The organism is Teichococcus coralli (assembly GCF_009829925.1).
GTDB lineage: Bacteria > Pseudomonadota > Alphaproteobacteria > Acetobacterales > Acetobacteraceae > Pseudoroseomonas > Pseudoroseomonas coralli.
On sequence record NZ_SNVJ01000001.1, the window covers coordinates 25,110 to 47,753 of the forward strand.

At 70.5% G+C, this 22,644-nt stretch carries 23 protein-coding genes; 14 read left to right on the top strand and 9 right to left on the bottom strand.

Annotated features, from left to right (window positions below; all coding sequences use genetic code 11):
* Positions 1-55: 55 nt before the first annotated feature.
* The gene (locus E0493_RS00115; RefSeq protein WP_160934880.1) at positions 56-328 is read right to left on the bottom strand and encodes a DUF2312 domain-containing protein; all 273 of its coding nucleotides are present in this window, start codon (positions 326-328) and stop codon (positions 56-58) included.
* Between the two features lie 101 nt (positions 329-429).
* Positions 430-738, bottom strand: coding sequence for a DUF1244 domain-containing protein (locus E0493_RS00120; RefSeq protein WP_160934881.1), 309 nt, complete (start codon positions 736-738; stop codon positions 430-432).
* Between the two features lie 164 nt (positions 739-902).
* Between E0493_RS00120 and E0493_RS00125 the strand changes: the two genes are divergently transcribed.
* From E0493_RS00125 to E0493_RS00140, 4 genes are all read left to right on the top strand, one after another.
* On the top strand, positions 903-1,913 hold the full coding sequence (locus E0493_RS00125; protein WP_160934882.1) for an LLM class flavin-dependent oxidoreductase: 1,011 nt from the start codon (positions 903-905) through the stop codon (positions 1,911-1,913).
* Between the two features lie 34 nt (positions 1,914-1,947).
* Entirely contained in the window at positions 1,948-2,523 is a 576-nt protein-coding gene (locus E0493_RS00130; protein ID WP_160934883.1) for a DUF924 family protein, read from the top strand.
* A gap of 363 nt (positions 2,524-2,886) precedes the next feature.
* A complete protein-coding gene (locus E0493_RS00135; protein ID WP_160934884.1) occupies positions 2,887-4,086 on the top strand; it encodes an OmpA family protein in 1,200 nt (399 codons plus the stop codon).
* A 92-nt stretch (positions 4,087-4,178) separates the two neighbouring features.
* On the top strand, positions 4,179-5,792 hold the full coding sequence (locus E0493_RS00140) for a carboxylesterase/lipase family protein (RefSeq protein ID WP_160934885.1): 1,614 nt from the start codon (positions 4,179-4,181) through the stop codon (positions 5,790-5,792).
* On the opposite strand, the gene E0493_RS00145 is transcribed toward E0493_RS00140, so the two are convergent.
* Positions 5,786-6,037 carry a hypothetical protein gene (locus E0493_RS00145; protein ID WP_160934886.1) on the bottom strand — a complete coding sequence of 84 codons (252 nt, stop codon included), beginning with the start codon at positions 6,035-6,037 and terminating at the stop codon, positions 5,786-5,788. The two genes, E0493_RS00140 and E0493_RS00145, sit on opposite strands and share 7 nt — an antisense overlap.
* A 174-nt stretch (positions 6,038-6,211) precedes the next feature.
* Between E0493_RS00145 and E0493_RS00150 the strand changes: the two genes are divergently transcribed.
* The 5 genes from E0493_RS00150 (at position 6,212) to E0493_RS00170 (ending at position 11,058) form a co-directional block, all read left to right on the top strand.
* Complete coding sequence (locus E0493_RS00150) at positions 6,212-6,973, top strand: DUF1194 domain-containing protein (protein ID WP_160934887.1); 762 nt, start codon at positions 6,212-6,214, stop codon at positions 6,971-6,973.
* Positions 6,974-7,092: 119 nt separating this feature from the next.
* Positions 7,093-8,454, top strand: a complete 1,362-nt coding sequence (locus tag E0493_RS00155) for an MFS transporter (RefSeq protein WP_160934888.1) — start codon at positions 7,093-7,095, stop codon at positions 8,452-8,454.
* 26 nt (positions 8,455-8,480) lie between these two features.
* Entirely contained in the window at positions 8,481-8,753 is a 273-nt protein-coding gene (locus E0493_RS00160) for a DUF3253 domain-containing protein (RefSeq protein ID WP_160934889.1), read from the top strand.
* Positions 8,750-9,208, top strand: coding sequence for a DUF1499 domain-containing protein (locus E0493_RS00165; protein ID WP_160934890.1), 459 nt, complete (start codon positions 8,750-8,752; stop codon positions 9,206-9,208). The genes E0493_RS00160 and E0493_RS00165 overlap by 4 nt, the downstream gene beginning before the upstream one ends.
* A 59-nt stretch (positions 9,209-9,267) precedes the next feature.
* Positions 9,268-11,058, top strand: a complete 1,791-nt coding sequence (locus E0493_RS00170; RefSeq protein WP_160934891.1) for an ABC transporter ATP-binding protein/permease — start codon at positions 9,268-9,270, stop codon at positions 11,056-11,058.
* Here E0493_RS00170 and mbfA read toward each other — a convergent pair.
* Positions 11,042-11,998 (bottom strand): iron exporter MbfA, encoded by a 957-nt coding sequence (gene mbfA / locus E0493_RS00175; protein WP_160934892.1) that lies wholly within the window; start codon positions 11,996-11,998, stop codon positions 11,042-11,044. The two genes, E0493_RS00170 and mbfA, sit on opposite strands and share 17 nt — an antisense overlap.
* A gap of 132 nt (positions 11,999-12,130) precedes the next feature.
* On the bottom strand, positions 12,131-12,832 hold the full coding sequence (locus E0493_RS00180; RefSeq protein WP_160934893.1) for a GntR family transcriptional regulator: 702 nt from the start codon (positions 12,830-12,832) through the stop codon (positions 12,131-12,133).
* 227 nt (positions 12,833-13,059) lie between these two features.
* On the opposite strand from E0493_RS00180, the gene E0493_RS00185 reads away from it, so the two are divergent.
* The 4 genes from E0493_RS00185 to E0493_RS00200 all read left to right on the top strand — a co-directional run bounded on the left by E0493_RS00185 (position 13,060) and on the right by E0493_RS00200 (position 17,656).
* Entirely contained in the window at positions 13,060-14,025 is a 966-nt protein-coding gene (locus E0493_RS00185; protein ID WP_160934894.1) for a 2-hydroxyacid dehydrogenase, read from the top strand.
* Between the two features lie 18 nt (positions 14,026-14,043).
* Positions 14,044-15,795: an L-arabinonate dehydratase gene (gene araD, locus E0493_RS00190; protein ID WP_160934895.1), complete on the top strand. Its 1,752-nt coding sequence runs from the start codon at positions 14,044-14,046 to the stop codon at positions 15,793-15,795.
* 37 nt (positions 15,796-15,832) lie between these two features.
* A complete protein-coding gene (locus tag E0493_RS00195) occupies positions 15,833-16,552 on the top strand; it encodes a ribonuclease activity regulator RraA (protein WP_160934896.1) in 720 nt (239 codons plus the stop codon).
* A 135-nt stretch (positions 16,553-16,687) separates the two neighbouring features.
* Complete coding sequence (locus tag E0493_RS00200) at positions 16,688-17,656, top strand: Bug family tripartite tricarboxylate transporter substrate binding protein (protein ID WP_160934897.1); 969 nt, start codon at positions 16,688-16,690, stop codon at positions 17,654-17,656.
* Positions 17,657-17,805: 149 nt separating this feature from the next.
* Here E0493_RS00200 and E0493_RS00205 read toward each other — a convergent pair whose 3' ends face one another.
* The 4 genes from E0493_RS00205 to E0493_RS00220 are packed head-to-tail and all read right to left on the bottom strand — an operon-like array spanning position 17,806 to position 22,193.
* Positions 17,806-19,296 carry an amidase gene (locus tag E0493_RS00205; protein ID WP_160934898.1) on the bottom strand — a complete coding sequence of 497 codons (1,491 nt, stop codon included), beginning with the start codon at positions 19,294-19,296 and terminating at the stop codon, positions 17,806-17,808.
* Positions 19,293-19,790 carry an O-acetyl-ADP-ribose deacetylase gene (locus E0493_RS00210; RefSeq protein ID WP_160934899.1) on the bottom strand — a complete coding sequence of 166 codons (498 nt, stop codon included), beginning with the start codon at positions 19,788-19,790 and terminating at the stop codon, positions 19,293-19,295. The genes E0493_RS00205 and E0493_RS00210 overlap by 4 nt, the downstream gene beginning before the upstream one ends.
* 4 nt (positions 19,791-19,794) lie before the next feature.
* On the bottom strand, positions 19,795-21,402 hold the full coding sequence (ggt, locus tag E0493_RS00215) for a gamma-glutamyltransferase (RefSeq protein ID WP_160934900.1): 1,608 nt from the start codon (positions 21,400-21,402) through the stop codon (positions 19,795-19,797).
* Between the two features lie 23 nt (positions 21,403-21,425).
* A complete protein-coding gene (locus E0493_RS00220; protein ID WP_160934901.1) occupies positions 21,426-22,193 on the bottom strand; it encodes an SDR family NAD(P)-dependent oxidoreductase in 768 nt (255 codons plus the stop codon).
* A gap of 107 nt (positions 22,194-22,300) precedes the next feature.
* Between E0493_RS00220 and E0493_RS00225 the strand changes: the two genes are divergently transcribed.
* Positions 22,301-22,642, top strand: coding sequence for a tRNA-binding protein (locus E0493_RS00225; RefSeq protein WP_160934902.1), 342 nt, complete (start codon positions 22,301-22,303; stop codon positions 22,640-22,642).
* The last annotated feature ends 2 nt before the right edge of the window (positions 22,643-22,644 follow it).

A 22,644-nucleotide genomic window follows, 5' to 3' on the forward strand; every position in this document is an offset into this window, starting at 1 on the left:
GTGGGCGGTCGGCCCGGCCCGGGGCGAGGGCGCCGCCGCCCCGCCCCGGCGCGGCTCACATGCCGAGCGCGCGCCGGTAAAGGTCGAGCAGCGTCTCCTGCTCCTCAACCTCGGCCGGCTCCTGCTTGCGGAGGCGGATGATCTGCCGGATCACCTTGACGTCGAAGCCGGCGGACTTGGCCTCGGCGAAGATGTCCTTGATGTCGTCGGCAAGGGCCTTCCGCTCCTCCTCCAGCCGCTCGACCCGCTCGATGATCGAGCGCAGCCGGTCGGCGGCGATGCCGCCGACTTCGGTGTCCTGGTCCTGGGTTTCCGCCGCGTCGGACATCGCGATACTCCAATCATCCATTCCTGCCGGCGGACACGCTCCACCGGCACAGGGCGCGCGGTATAGCCCGGCCAGGACTCCGGGCAAAGCCGATCCGCGGCTCAGTGGCCCGGATTGCTGGCGGCGAGCTTCGCCTTCTGCTCGGCGGTGGCCTCCTTCTGGTGCTTCGCCTGCCAATCCTTGTAGGGCATGCCGTAGACGATCTCCCGCGCCTCGGGGTCCGGCAGGGCGATGCCCTTCGCCTCGGCAGCTTCGCGGAACCAGCGGCTGAGGCAGTTCCGGCAGAATCCCGCCAGGTTCATCATGTCGATGTTCTGCACGTCGCCGCGCTCGCGCAGGTGCTCCACCAGGCGGCGGAAGGCGGCGGCCTCCAGCTCGGTGCGGGTGGCGGCGTCAATCTCGGTGGTCATGGGTCTGGCCCTCCTTCAGCCCGGCAAGGTGGGGTCTCGCCCGCCCTCCTGCCAAGCACCCCCCCTGCCCGGCCGCCACGCGGCGCCCCATATCGGCGGGAACCTCCCCCGCCCCGCGGGGCTGCCTACCTTCATTTCCCTCCATTCCGGGAGATTCCTCGCGCATGTTCCGCTACTCCGTCCTCGACCTCGCCCCCATTCCCGAGGGCGCCGGGCCCGCCACCGCGTTCCACAACGCGCGCGACCTGGCGCAGCACGCCGAGGCCTGGGGCTATCATCGCTTCTGGCTGGCCGAGCACCACAACATGCCCGGCATCGCCAGCGCCGCCACGGCGGTGGTGATCGGCCATGTGGCGGCGGGGACGCGCACCATTCGGGTCGGCGCCGGTGGAATCATGCTGCCCAACCACGCGCCGCTGATGGTGGCGGAGCAGTTCGGCACCCTGAACGCCCTTTATCCCGGCCGGATCGACCTCGGCCTCGGCCGCGCCCTGGGGACGGACATGCGCACCGCCCGCGCCCTGCGCCGCAACCTGCAGGGCGATGCCGACCGCTTTCCGCATGACGTCGTGGAACTGCAGGGCTGGCTCGCGCCGGTGCAGCCCGGCCAGGCCGTGCAGGCCGTGCCCGGCGGCGGCATGGAGATCCCGATCTGGCTGCTGGGCTCCAGCCTTTTCAGCGCGCAGCTCGCGGCCATGCTGGGCCTGCCCTTCGCCTTCGCCTCGCACTTCGCGCCTGCCATGATGATGCAGGCGCTGGAGATCTACCGCGAAGGCTTCCGCCCCTCCGCCACCCTGGAGAAGCCTTACGCGATGGCCGGGCTGAACGTCTTCGCCGCCGCCACCGATGCCGAGGCGCAGCGCCTGTTCACCTCGCTCCAGCGGCAGTTCCTCAACCTGCGGCGCGGCACGCCGGGGAAACTGCCGCCGCCGGCGGAGGATGTCGGCGCGCTCCAGCAGGAGGCGCGGCTTGCGGGGGTGGAGCAGAGCCTGGCCTGCTCGGCGGTCGGCTCGCCGGAAGCGGTCCGCCAGGGGATCGCCCGCTTCGTGGAGCAGACAGGGGTGGACGAGGTGATGATCACCGGGCAGATCTTTGACCATCCGGCCCGGCTGCGCAGCTTCGAACTGGCCGCCGAGGCCTGCCGCGCGCTGGCCGCCCGCCCCGCGGCGGCCTGAGCGCCCCCCGCCCATCCAACGCGACGAGTTCCGCATGACACAGCCTGACGACCTCCTCAACTTCTGGTTCGCCGAGGGGCGGACGGTCGCGCGCCCCGTCTGGTTCCAGCGGGACGAGCACTTCGACGCCGCCATCCGAACGCGATTCGGGGCGCTGCTGGCACCAGCGCGGGATGGCGAACTGGATGCCTGGGCCTCGCGCCCGGAAGGCACGCTGGCGCTGCTGCTGCTGCTCGACCAGTTTCCGCGTAACCTGTGCCGCGGCCGCAGCGACGCCTTTGCCAGCGACCCGCATGCCCGCGCCGTCGCGCGGCGGGCGGTGCTGGAGCAGCGGCAGGACCTCGCCCTGCCGCCCGTCGCACGGACGTTTCTCTACCTGCCTTTCGAGCATTCCGAGGCGATGGCCGACCAGGACCTTTCGGTCGCGCTTTTCGAAGGGCTGCGGGACGATCCGGCGCATCGGGCGCCCGGCGGCACCATCGACTACGCCTGGCGGCACCGGCGGGTGATCCGCCGCTTCGGCCGCTTTCCGCACCGGAACGCGGTGCTGGGCCGCACCAGCACACCCGAGGAATCGGTCTACCTCACGCTTCCCGGCGCTGGTTTCTGAGCGAGCTGCCCGGGCAAGGCGGCGGCGGTTGCGCGCCGAGGCGGCTTTCCCGATCACATGCGTGTGCAGCTTGAGGGTTGGAATAAGCCCAATTCACGGTGAGGCCGCGGAAAATGGTTTCTTTTCTTCTTGTGGGTTGATTCGCAGCAACGCTCCGGATCGGCTTCCCGACCCTGGGTGGGAGGAATTTATTTGTGAAATCAGGGCACTAAAAGCATAAAGCGAAATTCTGTCTCAGCTTGTTCGGTACTCTGTGGCCGATGTGCCACAGGGACGAAAGAGCGAAAAGCGGCATCGAAACTTGGGTATAAAAGCCAATGTTGTGCCCGTACCCGATCAAATGGGTTGCTAAGGAACACGCAGATGTCGCTTCGTCGTTACCTCCTCGCCGCCACTATCCTCGCCGCCCCGGGTGCCGCCTTCGCGCAGAGCTCCCCGTGGTACTCGCCGATGAGCTGGATGCCGACAGCCGCCCCGCAGGCGGTTGAGGGGCTTTATCTCGGCGCCGGCGTCGGCTGGAACCACTCCGATGCACGCGGCCTGACCTCCCAGGGCGCCGCTGCGAACTACTTCAACAACCGTGGCCGCAACAACCAGGGTAACCTCGGCTTCGAGGAAGGCGGCATCGGCGTTCTCTCGCTCGGCTACGGCTTCGGCAACGGCTTCCGGACCGAGATCGAGGGCAACTACCGCTACAACGACGTGGACCGCCTCGGCGGGTTCCAGGGGCCGGGCGCTGGCGTCGGCTTCAGCAGCATCGCCGGGTCGCTGCAGCAGTACGGCGTGATGGCCAACCTGTTCTACGACTTCCAGCTGCCGCAGTGGTTCCCGCAGATGCCGTTCTACTTCGTGCCGTATGTCGGCGGCGGCGTGGGCTACATGTGGACCAACCTGAACGCCAAGGGCCGCCAGAACGACACCCGTGACTACGTCTATGTGGACGATGGCACGGGCCAGTTCGCCTGGCAGGGCATCGCCGGCATGTCCTTCCCGATCACCTCGGTGCCGGGCCTCGCCATCACCGCCGAGTATCGTTACACCGGCGTGCTGCAGAGCAAGTTCGACGGCACCGTGACCAGCGGCGCCACCGGCGCCGTGGCGCCCGGCAAGTTCGAGGTGGACCAGGGCAACAACCACTCCGCCCTGATCGGCATCCGCTACGCCTTCAACCAGCCGGTGCCGCCGGCTCCCACGCCGGTTGTCGCGCCCGCCCCGGCGGCCGCTCCGGCCCCGGCCCGCACCTACCTGGTGTTCTTCGACTTCGACCGCGCCGACCTGACGGACCGTGCCCGCCAGATCATCGCCGAGGCCGCGCAGAACGCCGGGCGCGTGCAGACCACCCGCATCGAGGTGGCCGGCCACGCCGACCGCGCCGGCACGCCGCAGTACAACCAGCGCCTGTCCCAGCGCCGCGCCGACGCGGTTGCCGCCGAGCTGGTCCGTCTGGGTGTGAACCGCTCGGAGATCACCGTGCAGGCCTTCGGCGAGAGCCGCCCGCTGGTGCCGACGGCCGATGGCGTGCGCGAGCCGCAGAACCGCCGCGTGGAGATCGTGCTGCGCTGAGCAGCACGGCTCACCGGCCGGAAACGGGAAGGGGCGCCGCAAGGCGCCCCTTCTGCGTTCGGGCCCGCCTGAGGCGGACCGCTCTCCGGGCCATGGCGGCAGCCCTCGTGGCCTTGCTGGCGACGGGTTGCGATGTGCAGCCGGGCGCGGTGGAATATCTGACGCAGGCGCCGGGCGCGCGGCCCGCCGAGGTCATGACAGCCGCCGGCCCGGTGCGGGGAGTGGCCGCGCCCGAGGGGCAGGCCTTTCTCGGCATCCCGTTCGCCGCAGCGCCCACCGGGCCGCTGCGCTGGCGGCCTCCCCAGCCTCCCGCCCCATGGCCGGCGCCGCGCGATGCGACCCGGCTTGGCAATGGCTGCATGCAGAACTTCGGCCTCGACTACGTGCTGGGCAGCCGCTCCGCCTGGTGGATCAAGGGGGACGAGGATTGCCTGAACCTGAATGTCTATGCGCCCGCCGGCGCAAGCCCGGGTGCCCGGCTGCCGGTGATGGTCTGGCTCTACGGCGGCACCTTCGTGCTGGGAAGCAACCGCCAATATGATCCGAGCCGCCTGGCCCAGGCGCAGGGAGTTATCGTTGTTGTGCCGAACTACCGGCTCGGCACGCTCGGCTTCCTCTCGCATCCCGCGCTGCGCGCCGAGGCGGACGGCGCGGCCAATCTTGGCCTTCTCGACCAGCAGGCGGCGCTACGCTGGGTGCGCGACAACATCGCCGGCTTCGGCGGCGACCCGGCGAACGTCACCCTGTTCGGGGAGTCGGCGGGAAGCTGGAGCGCCTGCTTCCTGCTCGCGGCGCCAGGTGCGGCCGGATTGTTTCAGCGAGTCATTTTGCAAAGCGGCGTCTGCATCCTTCCGGCCTCCGCGACGCCCGTGGCGGAAGCCGATGCGGCCGGTCGCGAACTGGCGGCCGCGCTGGGTTGCGCTGACCTGAAGACGGCGGCAGCCTGCCTGCGCAGCCTGTCCGCCCATGAGCTGACCGCCACGCCCGCCCGCACCAGCAGCCCGGTGGGCCCGCGCGGCTGGAGCCCCGTCACGGGCGACACGGTGCTGCCGCTTTCCCCGCGCGAGGCCTTCTCCACCGGCCGCTTCAACCGCGTTCCCGTGTTGAACGGCACCAACCGCGACGAAGGCCGCCTGTTCAGTCTGCTCCTGCGGCTGATCGGCGAGCTTTACACCGAGGAGAGCTACCGGGCGCAGGTAGCGCGCCTGATGGGTTCCCGAACCGCCGCCGTGCTGCGGGCTTATGGCGCGGACATGGCGGCCCCGCAGCGCTTCGCCGCCATCGCCACCGACGGTGCATTCGCCTGCCCGGCGCTGCAACTCAACCGCCTGCTCGCCGAACACGTGCCGGTGCATGCCTACGAGTTCGCCGACGAGCAGGCGGCCTCGCGCATTCCGTCCCTGCCCTTCCTGCCACCGCTCGGCGCCTATCATGCCGGCGAGGTGGCCTATGTCTTCGGGACGCCGTGGATCCTGGCCGATCCCGCCGAGTTCACCCCCGCGCAACGCCAGCTCTCCCATGCCATGCAGGATGCCTGGGGCAGCTTCGCTCGGGGCGGCCCTCCAGGCGCGGCCAGCCTGCCGGACTGGCGCCGGTTCGGGGCGGCGGCAGAGCAGGTTCTCGCGCTGCGGCCGGAGGGAAGCCGGATGCGCGACGACCTTGCTGCCGCGCACCGCTGCCGCTTCTGGGACAGCCTCGCCTACTGAAGCGCCCGCCGCATCCGCCGGGGGGGCGTGCCGGGCGGGTCGCCGATCGGCGGGATGTCCGGCGAGTCCGGCGGCGGCTCATCCGGATCGGGCGGCTCGTCGATGGGAGGCTCGGGGATGTCCGGGCGCGGCGGCTCCTCCTCCGGCGGCATCGGCGGCGGCCGCGGCGGATCTCCAGGCGGGATCGGAAGTTGCGCGATCCATGGCGGAGCCTGCGGGTTGAAGGGCGTGCCGGTGGGCTGCATCGGAAATCCTCCTGATTGGTTCTCTTCGGTAAAACGGGCCTTCCGCCGGGGTTGCGCGCCGACCTGCACTGGCGAAGCCGCGATCCGCACCAGCTTTTGTTGCACTGCACAATCGCCTTGGCCTATGGTGGCGACAGGAAACCCCGGTGCATGGCCCAGCGAGCGAGGGCTCCGATGCGACGACGAGAACTTCTCCGACATGCCTCGGCGGGCTTGCTGGCCGCGCCGGCGCTGTTGGCAGGCCGCCCGGCACGCGCGGGCGAGAACGAACCGGTGGACGTGGAACTCGTGCTGGCCGTGGATGTCAGCCGCTCCGTGGATGCGGAGGAGCAGGAGCTGCAGTTCCGCGGCTATGCGGCGGCCTTCCGCGACCAGCGCCTCGCCGAGGGCATCCAGGGTGGTCCGCTGGGCGCCATCGCGGTCACCCTCTTCACCTGGTCCGACTGGAACATCCAGGATCTCGTGGTGCCCTGGACGCGCATCGACGGCCCGGCGAGCGCCGCCCGCTTCGCCGACCGGCTCGACGCCGCGCCGAGGCAGACGTATCTCTACACCTCCATCTCCGGTGCCATCGACTACGCGGCGCGGCTGTTCGGCCAGGGCTACGAAGGCACGCGGCGGGTGGTGGACATCTCCGGCGACGGCGTGAACAACTCCGGCCGGCCGCTGGCGCAGGCACGAACCGAGGCGCTGGCGCAGGGCATCGTGCTCAACGGCCTCGCCGTGGTGGACCACACCCCGGCCCCGAGCCAGGTCGCCCTGTTGCAGCCGCCACTCGACGACTACTACCGCCACGAGGTGATCGGCGGCCCCGGCGCCTTTCTGATGGTGGCCGAGGGCTTCCGTTCCTTCGAGGGCGCGGTGCGGCGCAAGATCATCCGCGAGATCGCCAGCAACCCGCCGCCCGGACCACTGGTGGAGCGCGCCTACGCCTGAGCCGCCCCCTTCCGGCCCCGCGTTTTCCGCACCCCCTTCCTGCAGGCACTCCCCCTGGCGCCCTGGTCGCACCGGGCGCAAGGTCGGAGCCCTGGCAAAATCGGAGGACGCGCCGCCGGATGCAGCAAGAGGATAGGGATGGCCTGCCCCAGCCACAGCGGCGGGGTGCGGTGCTGGCCATCGCCGTCGCCATCGCCCTGGCGGTAATCGACAGTTCCATTGCCAATGTCGCGCTTCCGGCCATCGCCGCCGATCTGCGCGTCTCGTCCGCGGACGTGATCCTGGTGGTCAACGCCTACCAGATCGCCGTCGTCGTTTCGCTGCTGCCGTTGGCCTCGCTCGGCGAGAAGCTCGGCTACGAGCGGATCTACCGCGCCGGGCTGACGCTTTTCATCCTGGCCTCCTTTTTCTGCGCCATGGCCGACTCGCTCACCGGCCTCACCATCGCCCGCATCGCGCAGGGGCTCGGCGCCGCCGGGCTGATGAGCGTCAACACCGCCCTGGTGCGCTTCATCTATCCGAACCGGCTGCTCGGCCGCGGCATGGGCATCAACGCGCTGGTGGTGGCCAGTTCATCGGTGCTCGGCCCGGGCGTCGCCTCCGCGGTGCTGAGCGTGGCGCACTGGCCCTGGATCTTCGCCATCAACATCCCGATCGGGCTGGCCGCCCTGGTGCTGGCGCTGCGCTACCTGCCTGCCACCCCGCGGGCGCGCCGCCGCTTCGACGTGGCGAGCGCCCTGTTCAGCGCCGCGACCTTTGGCCTGCTGATGACCGGGGTGGAGCAGTTCGCGCGGGGTGGGTCGCCGCTGGTGGCGGGGCCGCTGGTGCTGGCCGGCCTGCTCGCCGGCTTTCTGCTGGTACGGCGCCAGGCCGGCCGCACCGCGCCGCTGCTGCCGGTGGACCTGTTGCGCATCCCGATCTTCGCGCTCTCCATCGCCACCTCGATCTGCTCCTTCGCGGCGCAGATGCTCACCTTTGTCGCCCTGCCCTTCTTCCTGCAGCACGATCTCGGCCGCACCCAGGTCGAGACCGGGTTGCTGATGATGCCCTGGCCGCTGGTACTGATCGTGGTCTCGCCGCTGGCCGGGCGGGCTTCGGACAAGCTGCCGGCCGGCCTGCTCGGCGGCGTTGGGCTCGGCCTGATGGCCACCGGCCTGTGCCTGCTCTCGCTGCTGCCGGACGCGCCCGGCGCCTTCGACATCGGCTGGCGGATGGCGCTTTGCGGCCTCGGCTTCGGCCTCTTCCAGACGCCCAACAACCGCACCATTCTCTCTTCCGCCCCACGCGAGCGCAGCGGCGGCGCCAGCGGCATGCTTTCCACCGCCCGCCTGCTCGGGCAGACCACGGGCGCGGCGCTGGCGGCGCTGTGCCTCCGCCTGATCGGTGCGGGCGGCGCGGACACGGCCCTGCTCGTGGCGGCCGCCATTGCCGCCTGCGCCGCGGTCATCAGCTTCACCCGTCTGCGCGCCACCCCGCGCTGACGGACCTCACGAGTTCAGGACCGCGCATGAGCCATCCCTTCGAACGCCCCTCCCTGGAGGTGCTGAGCGCCGAGATCCTTCGCCAGACCGCGGCCTGCGCGCCCGGGCGGTCCATCGCCCCGAGCGAGGTCGCGCAGGCCCTGGCGCCGGAAGAGCATTGGCGCGGCCTGCTCGGGGCGGTGCGCGAGGCCGCCGTCGCCCTGCAGCGCGAGGGGCGGCTGGAGGTGCTGCGCAAGGGAAAGCCGGTGCCTCCCGAGGAAGTACGCGGGGTGATCCGCCTGCGGGCACCTGCGGCATGAGGCACAGCGTTCCCTTCCGCGCGCTGCTCGGCCGCGGCGCGCACCGCCTGCCCGCGCCGCAGCCGATCGCCTTCGACGCGACCTTCCGCCTACCGCCTTCGCCGAACGCCGCGTTGGCGGCACCGGCCGGCAGCGCCCTGCCGGCTCACCGGCGGCTGGAGCCCTATCGGCTGGCGCCCACCGCGCTGATGGCGGCCTTGCGGCGCGTCGCCACAAAGCGCGCACGCTGTTCCCTGCTGGCCGAGTGGCCCGAACGCGAGCAGGTGCAATGGGTGGAGCGCACCCGCTGGACCAACTTCCCGGACATCATCGCCGCCCAGGTGCTGCCCGATCCGGCCGGCGCCGCGCTGGTGCTCTATTCGCGCAGCCTGTTCGGCTGGTCCGACCTCGGCGTGAACGGCCGGCGCGTTGCGGCATGGCTGGCCGCGCTGGATGCCGAGCTGCGCGCCGGCTAAGCGGTCGGCGCAACGGCTGAGCGACCCTGCTTCCCCTTCCGCGAGGACACCCTCCTTCCATGCGTCGCATCCCGCTTTTCCTGCGTGACGCCTGGGCGCTCGCCCGCCCCTACTGGAACAGCGGGGAGCGCTGGCGCGCGCGGGGGCTGCTCGCCGTCGTCATCCTGCTCAACCTGGCGCTGGTCGGCATGGGCGTGCTGCTGACCTACTGGCAGCGCGCCTTCTACAATGCGCTGGAGGCCAAGGATTTCGGCGCCTTCACCGGCCTCATCCTCTGGGGGCAGACCACCGAGGGAGGCTTCTTCATGCCAGGCTTCACGCTGGTCGCGGCGGTGTACATCCTGGTCGGCGTCTACGCGCTCTACCTGCAGCAGGCGCTGCAGATCCGCTGGCGCCGCTGGCTGACCGAGCGCTTCCTGTCCGGCTGGCTGGAGAAGCGCGCCTACTACCGCATCGCCCTCACCGACCAGGGCACCGACAACCCGGACCAGCGCATCTCGGACGACATGCGGCTCTTCGTGGACGACACGCTGAGCCTCGGCCTCGGGCTGATGAACGCGGTGGTGACGCTGGTCTCCTTCGTTGTGGTGCTGTGGGGATTGTCGGGGCCGATGGTGATCTTCGGCGTCTCGGTTCCCGGCTACATGGTCTGGGCGGCGCTGCTCTACTCGATGCTTGGCACCTGGCTGGCGCATCTGATCGGCCGCAAGCTGATCGGGCTGAACTTCCTGCAGCAGCGGGTGGAGGCGGATTTCCGCTACGCCCTGGTGCGGTTCCGCGAGAACATGGAAGGCGTCGCGCTGCATGGCGGCGAGGCGCAGGAGCAGCGCAACCTGCTGCACCGCTTCGGCGCCGTGATCCAGAACTGGTGGGGCATCATGCGCGCCACCAAGCAGCTCACCTTCTTCACCTCGGGATACGGGCAGGTGGCGGTGATCTTTCCGATCGTCGTCGCGGCGCCGGCCTTCTTCGCCGGGCGCATCCAGCTCGGCGGACTGATCCAGACCTCCTCGGCCTTCGGCGAGGTGCAGGGCGCGCTGTCCTGGGTGGTCAGCAACTACGCGCGGCTGACCGAGTGGGGCGCCACGGTGGAGCGCCTGGCCGGCTTCCAGCGGGCGCTGAAGGCGGCCCAGCTCGCCGCCGGCGACGGGCCGGACCGGGTGCCGACCGACGGGACCGCGCTGCGGGCCGAGGCGCTCACCATCCGCCTGCCCAGTGGCCGCGCGCTGACGCATGACGCCGCGCTGACGCTGGAGCCGGGCGAGGCGGTGGTGATCACCGGCGCCTCCGGCAGTGGCAAGTCCACATTGTTCCGCGCGCTTTCCGGCATCTGGCCCTTCGGCAGCGGGCGCATCAGCATTCCGGCGGGCGAGGCGCTGTTCCTGCCGCAGCGGCCCTATCTTCCGCTCGGCACGCTGCGCGAGGTGGTGGCCTATCCGCGCGATCCCGCCAACTTCAGCGAGGGAAGCGTCGCCGCCGCGCTGGAGAAGGCGGGACTGGGCGCGCTGCTGCCGCGGCTGGACGAGGCGGAGGCCTGGGAGCGGCGCCTCTCGGGCGGCGAGCAGCAGCGGGTGGCCCTGGCCCGCGCCCTGCTGCTGAAGCCGCGCTGGCTGTTCCTGGACGAGGCCACCGCCAGCCTCGACCCGGAGGCCGAGGACCGTCTCTACACCCTGCTGCGGCAGGAACTTCCGGAAACCGCCATTCTCTCCATCGCCCACCGCCCCGCCGTGGTGAAGCACCACGACCGCACGCTGCGGATGCAGGAAGGCCGCCTGGTGGCGGTCGGCGCCCCCGAGGAGGCGGCCCCCGAGGAGGAGGCCCCCGGGGGGGCGGCTACGCGCTCCCGATGAAGATGCCGGCGAGCAGCACGAGCACGCCGCCCAGCACCACCTGCACCGTTGCCGAGGCGAAGGGCGTCTCCATGTAGCGCCAGCGGATCCACGCGATGGCGAACAGCTCGATGAGCACGATGATCCCCGCCACGGCGGTCGCCAGCCAGAAATCGGGGATGAGGTATGGCAGCGTATGGCCGAGGCCGCCGAGCGCCGTCATCAGTCCACAGGCGGTGCCGCGCACCCAGGGATGGCCGCGCCCGGTGATGGCGCCGTCGTCGGAGAGCGCCTCGGTGAGGCCCATGCTGATCCCTGCGCCAACCGAGGCGGCCAGGCCCACGAGCAGGGCGTCGCCCGAATCCTGGGTGGCGAAGGCGGCGGCGAAGATCGGCGCAAGGGTCGAGATGGAGCCGTCGATCAGCCCGGCGAGCCCGGGCTGCACGATCTGCAGCAGCAGCAGGCGACGTGATTCCGTATCCTCCGCGCTGCGGGCTGACTCGGTGAGATAGGCGGTCTCCAGCTCGCCGGCGCGCTCCTCGTGGTGGCGCTCCGTGGCGGCGAGGTCGCCAAGCAGGCGGCGCACCTCGGTATCGCGGCTGCGCGCCGCGGCGGCGGTGTAGAAGTTGGCGGCCTGCCGTTCCATCAACTCGGCCTGGGCACGCACCGTCTCGATGCGCAGGTCGTCCATCAGCCAGACCGGACGGCGTCTGAGGAAGCCGCGCACATCCTCGCGCGTGATGTAGGGCAGCTCGGAGCCGAACTTGGCTTCGTAGAGCGTCAGGAGCCGGTCGCGATGCTCCTGCTCCTCGGTGGCCATCGCATCGAACACCGCGGCGGAGGCCGGGTAGCTGCCGCGCAGCCGCAGGGCGAAGTGGCCGTAGATGCGAGAATCCTCCTCCTCGCTGGCGATGGCCAGAGCCAGGATCTCGGCTTCGGTCAGGTCCTCGAGGCGCTTCATGTGACGGTTCTCCTGCCTGCCTTTTCGCCTCGATGGACCATGCGGGCAAGAGGGCGTGCGGAGAAATACCGTTACTTTTCAGGGACTTGGCGAGAATGCGCCGCGTTCGCAACAGGAACTCCCGCAGGCAGATCAGCCGGCGGCGAAGTAGCCGGGATGCGCGGCGCGGATTTCTTCCAGCCGCCCGAAGGTGTCGGAGAGATGCCGGCGCAGAGCCACCTCGGCGGCCACGGCGTCCCCGGCCAGTATGGCGTCCGCCAGCGCGCCGTGCTCCTGCAGCACCGTGCGCGCCTTCCCCGGGGCCGGCAGATGCAGCCGCCGCAACCGCGCCAGATGGCCGCTGCGCCTCTGCACCATGTCCCACAAACCGCTGATCCCGGCCGCCTCGTAGAGCATGGCGTGGAAGGCGTCGTCGACCGCCGAGAAGGCGGCGTGGTCGCCGCGCTCCAGCAGGTCGCCCTGCGCGGCAAGCTGCGCCTGGATCCGCTCCGTCAATCCGGGCGGCGGCGCTTCGGCCAGTTGCCGCACCATCTCGCGTTCCAGCGCGCGGCGCAGGAACAGCGTCTCGCGCGCCGAAGCGAGGTTGATGCGCGCCACATGGGTGGAGGCGCTCGGCACCACCTCCACAAGGCCTTCCGCCTGCAGCCGCACCAGCGCCTCCCGTACCGGGGTCTGGCTGAGGCCGAGGCTTTCCGCGAGGGTGGCACGCGAAAGGGGCGCTCCGGGCGGCAAAGCGAGGGTCAGAATGGTTTCCCGCAAGCTTCCATAGGCGAACTCCCCCGCGGAGGGGCGACGCTCAAAGGGCTGCAGCGGCGCGGCGGAAAGCTTGGACATGATGAGGCGAGCCTAGCACCAAAGTCCAAAATCCGAAATATCGGTGGCTTGTCAGACAAGCCGATCCCCTTTATGCCGGTCGCAAAGGCCCCATGGAACACCGGCCGAGGAGGAAGCATGACCCTGTCCCGTCTGGCATGTCCCCGTCTGGCAGGTCCCCGTCTGGCATGTCCCCGCCCGCCAGGTCTCCATCCGGCCCAACGCCGCTGCGGCTCTGGAGATCGCGCATGACCCCTGCCCTTCCCCGCATCGTCGTCTGCCGCCGGCTCACCCCGCTGGCGACGGAGCGCGCGCGCCGCGAGTTCGACGCCGTGCTGGCCGAGGAGGACATGACCGCGGAGGAGGCGATCGCCGCCGCCGCCGCGCATCGCGCGGAGGCGCTGCTGATCGGCGGCACGGCGAAGCTCGATGCCGCCGCCATCGCGCGCCTGCCCGGGCATGTGCGGCTGATCGCCAACTCCAGCGTCGGCTACGACCACATGGACGCCGCCGCCGCCAAGGCGCGCGGCATCCTGGTGACCAACACGCCGGACGTGCTGACCGACTGCACCGCCGACCTCGCCTTCATGCTGCTGCTGGCCGCCTGCCGCCGCGCGCATGAGTACGACGCGCTGATGCGCGAGGGCTGGCGCAAGCCGCTCGGCCTGCCGGACATGCTGGGCATCCAGCCCAGCAATAAGGTGCTGGGCATCGTCGGCATGGGGCGCATCGGCCGCGCCATGGCGCAGCGGGCCCGCGGCTTTGGCATGCGCATCCTCTACAACAACCGCAACCGCCTGGCGCCGGAGCTGGAACAGGGGGCCGAGTTCTGCCCCAGCCTCGACGCCATGCTGCCGCGCTGCCAGATCCTCTCGCTGCACCTGCCGGGCGGCGTGGAGACCGGCACGCTGATGACGGCGGCGCGCTTCGCACTGCTGCCCAAGGGCGCGGTGTTCGTGAACACCGCGCGCGGCTCGGTGGTGGACGAGGAGGCGCTGCTCGACGCGCTGAAGTCCGGCCATCTCTTCGCCGCCGGGCTCGACGTGTTCCGCAAGGAGCCGGACTACGACACGCGCTTCGCCGCGCTGCCGAACGTCTTCCTCACCCCGCATGTCGCCAGCGCCACGCGCGAGACGCGCGACGCCATGGGAATGCGCGCCCTCGACAACATCGCCGCGGTCGCATCCGGCCGCGGGCCGATCGACCCGGTCTGAACGGAGGTCCGGCTTCCCATGTCCCAGTCTCCCCTGCCCCACGTCAAGAAGGTCGAGGATCTCCGCAGCCGCCGCTGGTTCGGCCCGGCCGACCTGCGCAGCTTCGGCCATCGCTCGCGCGCCATGCAGATGGGCTACGCGCCCGAGGAATGGACGGGCAAGCCGGTCATCGCGATCCTCAACACCTGGTCCGACCTGCAGCCCTGCCACGCGCACTTCAAGCAGCGCGTCGATGACGTGAAGCGCGGCATCCTGATGGCGGGCGGCTTTCCGGTGGAGTTGCCGGCGATCTCGGTCTCGGAGAGCTTCGTCAAGCCGACCACCATGATGTACCGCAACATGCTGGCGATGGAGGCGGAGGAGCTGCTGCGCTCCCACCCCGTGGACGGCGCGGTGCTGATGGGCGGTTGCGACAAGACCACGCCGGGTCTGCTGCTCGGCGCCACCAGCATGAACATTCCGGCCATCTACCTGCCCGCCGGACCGATGCTGCGCGGCAACTGGCAGGGCAAGATCCTCGGCTCCGGCTCGGATTCCTGGAAGTACTGGGACGAGCTGCGCGCCGGCAAGATCACCGACCAGGACTGGCTGGGCGTCGAGGGCGGCATTGCCCGCTCCTACGGCACCTGCATGACCATGGGCACGGCGAGCACCATGACCGCGATCGCCGAGGCGGTCGGGCTGGTGCTGCCGGGCGGCTCTTCGGTGCCGGCCGCCGATGCGGGGCATATCCGCCTCGCCTCCGAATCCGGCCGCCGCATCGTGGACATGGTGTGGGAGGACCTGACGCCGCAGCGCATCCAGACGCGCGAGGCCTTTGAGAACGCCATCGCCGTTGCCATGGCCATGGGCTGCTCGACCAACGCCATCATCCACCTGATCGCCATGGCGCGGCGCGCCAACTGCGACATCGGGCTGGAAGATTTCGAGCGCTTCAGCCGCAAGGTGCCGGTGATCGGCAACGTGCGCCCCTCCGGCAATGCCTACCTGATGGAGGACTTCTTCTACGCGGGCGGCATCAAGGCGCTGATGAACCAGATCCGCGAGCACCTGCACCTGGATTGCCTGACCGTCACCGGCCGCACGCTCGGCGAGAACATCGAGGGCGCGAAGGTCTTCAACGACGACGTCATCCGCACCACCAGCAACCCGATCTACGGCGAGGGCTCGCTGGCGGTGCTGAAGGGCAACCTGGCGCCGGATGGCTGCGTCATCAAGCCGGCCGCCATGGACCAGCGCTTCCTGAAGCATTCCGGCCCCGCCGTGGTGTTCGACGACTACGACGCCATGAAGAAGGCGGTGGACGACGAGAACTACCCCTTCACGCCGGACACGGTGATGGTGCTGCGCAATGCCGGCCCGCAGGGCGGCCCGGGCATGCCGGAATGGGGAATGCTGCCGATGCCGAAGAAGCTGCTGAAGGAAGGCCACCGCGACATGCTGCGCATCTCCGACGCGCGCATGAGCGGCACCTCCTACGGCGCCTGCGTGCTGCATGTGGCGCCCGAATCCTACATCGGCGGCCCGCTGGCGCTGCTGCGCACCGGCGACGTCGTCGAGCTGGACGTGGACGCGCGCAGCATCAACATGCGCGTCTCCGAGGAGGAGCTGGCGAAGCGGCGCGCCGAATGGAAGGAGCCGGAACCGCGCTACGGCCGCGGCTACGGCCACATGTTCCTCAAGCACATCCAGCAGGCCAATGAAGGCTGCGACTTCGACTTCCTGAAGACCGAGTTCGGCCCCCCGGTGGGCGAGCCGGTCATTCATTGAGCGTCCAGGCATTGATCGCGCAGGAGCACGAACCCCGATGAGCAAGCTGAAGCCCGAAACGCGGGACAAGCTGAAGAAGGTGAGCACCGCCACGCTGGCCACGGCGCTCTACAAGCGCGGCCTCCGCAGCCAGTTCATCCAGGACGTCAAGCCGCTCGCCCCGCGCGAGGAGAGCATGGTCGGCGAGGCCTTCACGCTGCGCTACATGCCGGCGCGCGAGGACCTCAACCAGCTCACCGTCTTCCGCAACCCGGACCACCCGCAGCGCAAGGCGGTGGAAGAGTGCCCGCCAGGCGCCGTGATGGTGATGGACAGCCGCAAGGACGCCCGCGCGGCCTCGGCCGGTGGCATCCTGGTGACGCGGCTGATGAAGCGCGGCGTGGCCGGCGTCGTCACCGATGGCGGCTTCCGGGACTCGGCCGAGATCGCCACGCTGGAGATGCCGGCCTACCATTCCCGCCCCTCGGCGCCGACCAACCTGACGCTGCACCAGGCGATCGACATCAACGTGCCGATCGGCTGCGGTGATGCGCCGGTTTTCCCGGGCGACGTGGTGGTGGGCGACAATGACGGCGTCATCATCATCCCCGCGCACCTGGCCGACGAAATCGCCGAGGAGGCGACCGAGATGACGGCCTACGAGGACTTCGTCACCGAGAAAGTGCGCGAGGGCCGCACGATCCGCGGCCTCTACCCGGCGACGGACGAGCGCAACCTCGAAGAGTTCGCCGCCTGGCGCGAGCAGAACGGGCGCTGAGCCGCACAACGCATATTCCTTGAAGGCCCGGCGGGCGTCCGCCGGGCAGGTCCATCCGGCCAGGCAGGTGCCCGGCCGGCGCGATGAGTCGCGGCCGCGCCGCAGTGACGGCGGGCCCGGAGGAGCGGATCAACCATGAAGATCATCCCGAAGCTGGCGGCCGCCTGCGCCCTCGCGCTGGCCTCCGCGCCCGCCTTCGCCCAGCAGGCCAGCTATCCCACGCAGCCGATCCGGCTGATCGTGCCCTTCAGCGCCGGTACCTCGGACACCATCGCACGCCTCGTCGGCACCGAGATGAGCAAGGCGCTCGGGCAGCCGATCGTGGTGGAGAACCGGCCGGGCGCCGGCGGCAATGTCGGCAGCGAGGCCTGCGCCCGCGCGACGCCGGATGGCTACACCATCTGCCTCGGTACCATCAGCAGCCACGCCATCAACCCGGCGATCTATCCGAAGATCCCGTACAACAACCTGAAGGACTTCGCACCGATCACCCAGCTCGCGGCGCAGCCCAACGCGCTGGCGGTGACGCAGGACTTCCCGGCGAAGACCGTGGCCGAACTGGTCGCCCTGCTGCGCGCCAAGCCGGGCGAGTACAATTTCGGCTCCTCCGGCGTCGGCACCTCCGTGCATCTCGCGGGCGCGCTGTTCTCGCAGCTCACCGGCACGCAGATGGAGCATGTGCCCTATCGCGGCAGCGGCCAGTTGATGACGGCGCTGCTGACCGGCGAACTGCCGATCGCCTTCGACAACTTCTCCTCGGCCTGGCCCTTCGCGCGGGATGGCAAGCTGCGCATCCTGGGCGTGACCTCGTTGCAGCGCGTGCCGGCGGCACCGGACATTCCCACCGTGGCCGAGACGGTGCCGGGCTTCGAGAGCCTCTCCTGGCATGGGCTTTTCGCGCCGGCCGGCGTTCCGAAGCCGATCGTCGAGCGGCTGCACAAGGAGGCGGTCGCGGCGCTGAACCAGCCGAACGTGCAGGCGCGGTTCAAGGACCTCGGCATCACGCCGGTCGGCAACAGCCCGCAGGAGTTCGGCGCCTTCGTCGCCAGCGAGACGCAGCGCTGGGGCAAGGTGGCGCAGCAGGCGAAGATCAGCCTGGATTGAGGGAGGCCGGGGGGAAAGACTCCCCCCCCCCCCCCAAGCCCCCCTTTCTTTTTCTTCGAGTTCCCGCGCGGGCAGGACGCGCAGCGCCAAACTGATAGAAAAAAGATGGGGGTCCGGGGGAATTCCTTCCCCCGGCCTTTTTGCTGCTCTCAGTCGAAGCTGAGGAAGCCCGGCATCTCGCTGATCGGCCGCGCCGCGCGCAGCCTGGCGAGATCCGGCACCGGCCGGGCGAGCGTTGCATCGCCTTCCACCGCCGCCTCGATCGCCGCCGCCACCGCGAGCACCTTCGCGTCCCCGCCGCGCGGTCCGACGATCTGCAGGCCGAAGGGCATGCCGGCATGATCCACGCCCAGCGGCAGGCTGATGGCCGGATGGCCGGGCAGCGTCACCGCATAGGCCAGCGCCAGCCAGTGGAAGTAGTTCTTGGTCGGCTTGCCGTCGATCTCGGCCGGGTACAGCTCGCTCCAGGGGCGCGGCGAGAGGGTGATGGCGGGCGCGATGATGACGTCCACGCCGCCGGCGAAGAAGCTCTGCCAGGCGCGGTAGATCCTGGTCTGGATCACCGAGGCGCGCGCCACGTCCTTGGCGCTGTAGCCCAGCCCCTCCTCGACGTTGGCGCGCACATTGGGGCCGACATCCTGCGGGCGGACCCGCACCTTCTCCTCATGCGCCGCCAGGAAGTTCAGCGCGCGCAGGATGGCAAAGGATTCATCGGCATCCGTGCAATCCGGGTGGCCGTCCTCGACGCTGCCGAAGAGCGGCGTCAGCGCCGCGACGCGCTCGGCGAAGACGTCGCGGATGTGCTTCTCGGTCGGCGCGAAGCCGAAATCCGGCGTGGCGGCGACGCGCAGGGCGGAAAGGTCCACCGCCTCGTTCAGCGGCATGCCGCGGCGCACGTCCTTGCCCGGCAGCGTGTAGGCCAGCGGGTCCACGCCGTGGTCGGCCGCCATGGCGGAGAAGAGCAGCGCCAGGTCGGCCATGTTGCGCGCCATCGGGCCGAGCACCGGCAGGCCGGACCAGCCGAGCAGCCGCCGCTCCTGCGGCACCACGCCGGGGCTTGGGCGGAAGCCGACGATGCCGTTGAAGGCCGCCGGGTTGCGCAACGAGCCGCCGGTGTCGGAGCCGCTGGCCAGCGGCACCATGCTGCAGGCCAGCGCCACGCCGGAACCGCCGGAGGAGCCGGCGGCCGACTTGCTCGGGTCGAAGGGGTTGCCCGTCGCGCCATAGACGGCGTTGCGGGTGTTGGCGCCGGCGCCGAATTCCGGCGTGTTGGTCTTGCCCAGAACGATGCCGCCCGCCGCGCGCAGGTCGGCCACCATGGTGGAGTCCTTGGCCGGCACGTTGTCCTTGAAGATCGGGCTGCCGAAGGTGGTGACCAGCCCCTCGGTGTCGTCCAGGTCCTTGATGCCGAGCGGCAGGCCGTGCAGCGGGCCGAGCTTGTCGCCGCGCATCACCGCAGTCTCGGCGGCCTTGGCCGCGCCGCGCGCCCGCTCCTCGTCCAGCGCCACCATCGCGTTGACGGCGTGGTTCACCGCGCCGATGCGCTTCAGGCAGGAGTCCAGCAGCTCGACGGGGGATAGTTTTTTCTGGCCGATCATCCGACGGAGGGCGACGGCGGAGAGGTCGCAGGCTTCGGTCACGCGTCCAGTTCCTTCTGGTAGAGCGCCAGCATGGCGGCGTCGAAACAGGCGAAAGTGACGTCGAGGTCGCCCTCCGCCGCGAGCTCCTCGCGCAGCGTGGCCACCGCGACGCGGGTGGCCTCCTCGCGCGGGTAGCCGTAGATGCCGGTGGAGATGGCGGGAAAGGCGATGGAACGGCCACCCGCCTCGCGCAGGCGCGACAGGGAGGCGCGGTAGCAGCCGGCGAGCTGCTCCGCCTCTCCCTGCCTGCCGCCATGCCAGACCGGCCCGACGGCATGGATGACGTGGCGCGCCTTCAGGCGAAAGCCGGGGGTGATCCGCGCCTCGCCCGTGGGGCAGCCGCCGAGCCGCGCGCAGGCGGCGGCCAGTTCCGGCCCCGCCGCGGCGTGGATCGCGCCACAGACCCCGCCGCCCGGCGCCAGGGCCGCGTTGGCGGCGTTGACGATGGCGTCCACGTCCAGCCGGGTGATGTCGGCCTGGATGGCGCGGATCATGGCCTCAATACCCCAGCGCGCAGCCGTCCTTGCGCGGGTCGGAGCCGCCCATCAGCACGCCGCGCTGGTGGTCGATCAGGATGGCTTGGCCGCCGCCATGCGGCTTGTCGATCATCTCGCAGGCATGGCCCATGCGGTTGAGGCGGTCGATCACCTCGGTCGGGATGCCGCGCTCGATCTGCACCTTGCCCGCGTAGGGGAAGAGGCGCGGGAAATCGAGCGAGGCCTGCACGTCCATGCCGAACTCGAAGTGGTTGGTCAGGAACAGCGTCTGGCCCATCGGCTGGAAGTGCCCGCCCATCACGCCATAGGGCATGATGGCGCGGCCATCCTTCATCACCATGCCGGGGATGATGGTGTGCATCGGCCGCTTGCCCGGCGCGATGCAGTTCGGGTGGCCTTCCTGCAGGCGGAAGCCGAAGCCGCGGTTGTGCAGCATCACGCCGCTCTTCTCGGCCAGGATGCCGGAGCCGAAGCCCTCGAAAAGCGAGTTGATGAAGGAGCAGGCGTTGCCGTCGGCGTCCACGACGCAGAGATAGACCGTGTCCTTGTGCTTCGGCAGCATCTCCGCCATCCCGGCGGGTGGCAGCTCGCGCATCGCGGCCTCGTCGCTGATCAGCGCGCGCAACTGCTTCGCGTAATCCGGGCTGGTCAGCTTCGCCACCGGCACGTCCACCTGCGCCGGGTCGGCCACGAAGGCGTCGCGATCGCGGTAGGCGAGGCGTGCCGCCTCGACATGGCGGTGCAGGCGCTCGGTGGAGAGCGGCCCCTGCTCGGGCGTCGCGCATTCACCGAGCACGCCCAGCATCTGCAGCACCAGCAGGCCGGAGCCGTTCGGCGGGCACTGGAAGATGTCGAGGCCGCGCCACTTGGACTGGATCGGCGTGACGAACTCGGCGCCGTCCAGGCCGGCGGCGAAATCCTCCTCCGTGTGGGTGCCGCCGGCGGCACGCAGCGTCGCCGCCATGTCGGCCGCGATCTCGCCTTCGTAGAAGGCGCGGGCGCCACGTTCGCCGATGGCGCGCAGCGTACGGCCAAGGGCGGGCTGCCTGAACACCTCGCCAACAGCGTAGGGCTTGCCATCCTTCAGGAAGTGGCGCGCGGTAGCCTCGTGCCTGGCGAGCTTGCCGGCCCCGGCCTCCCAGTCATGCGCCACGCGGGCATGCACGGGGTGGCCCTCCTCGGCGATCTTCGCCGCGGGCGCCAGGATCTGCGCCAGGGAGAGCTTGCCGTGCGCCTTGTTGAGCTTCTCCCAGGCGGAGACAGCGCCGGGCACGGTGACGGAATGGGCCGAGGTGTTGACCATGGCGGTCAGCCCGTCGGCGCGCAGCTTCTCCGGCGTGGCACCGGCGGGGGCGCGGCCGGAGCCGTTCATGGCGACCACCTGGCCCGTGCCGGCGGGCGCGTAAAGGCAGAAGCAGTCGCCGCCGATTCCGGTGGACTGCGGCTCCACCACGGCCAGCACGGCGCAGGCGGCGATGGCGGCGTCCATGGCGTTGCCGCCCTGGCGCAGGATGTCGAGCGCCGTCAGCGTGGCGATCGGCATCGAGGTCGCGGCCATGGCGTGGGTGGAGAGAACCGCACTGCGGCCGGGGATATGGAAGTCGCGCATCGAAGTCTTTCCGGGTGAAGAGGTCACAGCGTGCAGAAGCCGCCGTCGATCAGCAAGGAGGCGCCGCTGATCATGGCAGAGGCGGGCGAGGCGAAGAAGACGATGGCGCCCATCACGTCCTCCACCGTCATGATCTTGCCGAGCGGGGTGCGGCGCAGATGGGCGGCGCGGAACTTCTCGTCGGCCAGCAGCCCCTCGGTAAGCGGGGTCTGGACGAAGCCGGGGCAGATGGCGTTGACGCGGACCCCGTGCGGCCCCAGCTCGGCCGACATGGCCTTGGTCAGCCCCTCGATGGCGTGCTTGGTGGCCGTGTAGACGCTTCGGTTCAGCCCGCCGACATGCCCGTTCACCGAGGACAGGTTGATGATGCTGCCGCCCTTGCCGGCCGCCACCATGCCGGCCGCCACCGCCTGGGCCACGGCGAAGGCGCCGCGCAGGTTGAGGGCCACCAGCCGGTCGAAGCTCTCGTCGCGAACCTCCAGGAAGGGCTCGCGGATATTGGTGCCGGCATTGTTGACCAGGATGTCGAAGGGTCCCTCCCCCTCAACCAGATGGCGCACGGCGGCGCGGTCGGTCACGTCCAGCGCGCGGGCGCTCGCCCGCGCCTCGGGGCCGAGAGCGGCGATGGTTTCCTCCATCTCCGGCAGGGCACGGGCCGCCAGCACCACCTCCGCCCCGGCCCCGGCCAGCGCCACCGCCGCCGCCCGGCCGATGCCGCGGGAGGCCCCCGTCACCAGCGCACGCAGCCCGTCGCAGCGCAGCGGGGGCGTTTGGGGCAAGGCCTCGGCCATGGGCGGCATCCTCCATTCCGTTTTCCAGGCGCCGACGCTGGCACGGTCCGGCCCCGGCATCAATCCGCCCACTTCCGCCGGCCGCCCGGCTGCGCTATCCGAAGCGGATGGAAACCACCGCCACGATCGACGACTTCAACCGGATCGACATCCGTGTCGGGACGGTGCTGGATGCCGTTCCGCTGGAGGGGGCCCGCAAGCCGGCCCTGCGGCTGGAGATCGACCTTGGGCCGGAGATCGGCGTCAAGCGCTCCTCCGCGCAGCTCACGGTGCACTACCCGGCCGACAGGCTGATCGGCCGCCAGGTGCTGTGCGTGGTGAACTTTCCGCCCCGCCGCATCGCCGGCGTCGAGAGCGAGGTCCTGACCCTGGGCCTGCCGGACGCCAATGGCGACGTGGTGCTGATCCGACCCGATTTCGCCGTCCCCAACGGCGGCAGGATGTTCTGAGC